General features: G+C 35.0%; 2 protein-coding genes. Both read left to right on the forward strand.

Annotated elements, in window-relative coordinates:
• Window positions 1-840, forward strand: an 840-nt coding sequence (locus CXF74_RS21065) for an FRG domain-containing protein (RefSeq protein ID WP_101084569.1), incomplete at its 5' end; no start/stop codon positions are given.
• Between the two features lie 124 nt (window positions 841-964).
• Window positions 965-1,261 (forward strand): hypothetical protein, encoded by a 297-nt coding sequence (locus CXF74_RS21070; protein WP_101084571.1) that lies wholly within the window; start codon window positions 965-967, stop codon window positions 1,259-1,261.
• Window positions 1,262-2,389 lie beyond the last annotated feature (1,128 nt).

Raw genomic sequence — 2,389 nt, forward strand, 5'->3', positions numbered from 1 at the left:
CTCAACAAGGTAATGATGAATTCTCAAACTATTAAAGAAATTAAAATTGATACATGGGATGCGTTTAAATCACATGTTGAAAACAAACATTATCGGAAATGGATTTATCGAGGGCAGTCCGATGCTACCTGGAGCTTACAGAGCTCACTTTATCGAACTATTCATGATGCGAAGGATATTAGAGACTTAGGAAGTATGCCTTCGAGTTCAATCAATGAACGAAATCATGAAGATATTATGTTACAGCGTTTTAAAAGCTCCGCTCATTTGTATCTTAGTCATTTACCACAAAAAAATGATGAGTTGAGTTGGTTGTCTCTCATGCAACATCACGGAGCTCCAACTCGACTACTGGATTTTAGTTTTTCCCCTTATATAGCATTGTATTTTGCTCTTGAGAGCGGAAATTCTGACGCTGCTATATATTGTTTAAACCATAATTCATTAAAAAAAGTCGATGAACAATATTTTGGTGAAAAAAGGGCAAAAGTATATAGCCAGTTGATGAAAGGAGAGAATAGTTCTGAACCAGTGTTTTTGTTTGCTTTTGAACCTGAATTTTCGAATCAGCGATTGATTGCCCAACAAGGGCTATTTGTGGCCTCGAATTATGTTACATTTTCGCATGAAGGTGCTTTAGCTGAGTACAGCATTGAAGAGTGCGATGCATACAAATTGATTATATCTAAATCTTTAAGGTACAAAGGGTTGAGGATGCTTCATCAGATGAATATCACGTCAGCAACGATTTACCCTGGATTAGATGGTTTTTGTCGTAGCCTCCATAAACTCCCTGTATTTGATTCAAGGCATCAATGGCGCATTGGAAATGAGACATAACAAGCAATTTAAACGGAACTAAAACAGTTCGTCATTTTTGCAAAAAACAAAGGGCGCAAAAAAGTCGCCCTACTTTAGTCCGCTTAATGTGGGCGTTAAATGTATGCGCAATTAGGTTCTATATATGATTACTGGTATGAAATACATATACAGAGAATTAGATTATTCCAATATCAAATCAGTAGATGATTTGGCTCTTTGGTCCGAGAAATCGTTTGGTGTCGAACTTGATGAAGTTTTTTTACATGTGGGAAAAAATAAACACTCATACTTAATTTGTGAAATAAATATTCCACAGAAATCTAAGGATATTTCTGAAATAATGGAAGGGGATAATGGTTGGAAATACCCGTTAGGTTTTCACTTGTTTCGAGAGTTTGGCGTAGAAATTCGATTTACAGATAAGAAGTTTTCCCTGTAAATGTAGTTAAATAATACATTTAACAAGAAATTTAAACGGAACAAAAACAGTTTGCCATGTTTCGTTCCTCAACAAGTTTGGCAAACAATTTTTGTCCGCTTAATTAGGCGTTAGATGTCGCTACTTTTTAGGGGATGTTTTAGATCCTCATGTACGTTTTGAGCACTGTTTTCCAATGCTACTTTCGGAGATTTCCTTAAATAGAAAAGCTAAATTGTAGCCTTGTTTGTGTCGTTACTTTGAGTGGTTAACTTGTATTTCGTCAATTTGAAAATTGTGTTTTTTTGTAATCTGATGAGCTTAAATTTCAATTCGTCAGTTATTTTTTGAATTGAGTATTTGAAATCTAAAAGGGTGGTTTTAAACGTTCGTAAACTGTTTAATTATTAGTTTTGTGTGAATCTCGTGGCGGGTTTTCTACAGAGTTCAAAGTTAATAATTAAGTGGCTTCAAATCGTGGTGGTTTGCTTTATTATTCCATTGCGTTATGTACTTGTATTATCAGAGGTTTCAAACTGATCGCGAGCATCTAACAAGAGCTTTAAACGGAATAAAAACAGTTGGCTACGTTCCGCTTCGCTTCACAATTATAGCCAACTATTTTTATCCGCTTAAGCAGGCGTTATATGTCGCTACCTTTTGGGGTATGTTTTAGTTTTTCATATACGCTTTGGTTAAGGTTTGTCCATGCTGTTTTTGGTGGTTTTCTAAAATAGTAAATCTTAAAAGTAGCGTCGATTGTGCTGTAGTTTTCATTGGCTAACTTGTATTTCGTCAATCTGTAAATTGCGGTGTTTTGGTTGTCTGATTTGGTTTCAATTTCTATTCGGCAGCTAGTTTTTGAATTGATGATTTGAAATCCAAAAGGGTGGTTTTAAATGTTCGTAAACTGTTTAATTATTAGTTTTGTGTGAATCTCGTAACGTGTTTTCTACGAAGTTCAAAGTTAATAATTAAATGGCTTTAAATCGAGGTGGTTTGCTTTATTATTCCATTTCGTTATGTACTTGTATTATCTGAGGTTTCAAACTGATCGCGAGCATATAACAAGGCATTTAAACGGAACAAAAACAGTGGGTTACGTTTCGCTTCGCTACACATTTTAACCCACTATTTTTGTCCGCTTAA

It is taken from the genome of Psychromonas sp. Urea-02u-13 (assembly GCF_002835995.1).
In the GTDB taxonomy this organism is placed as follows: domain Bacteria; phylum Pseudomonadota; class Gammaproteobacteria; order Enterobacterales; family Psychromonadaceae; genus Psychromonas.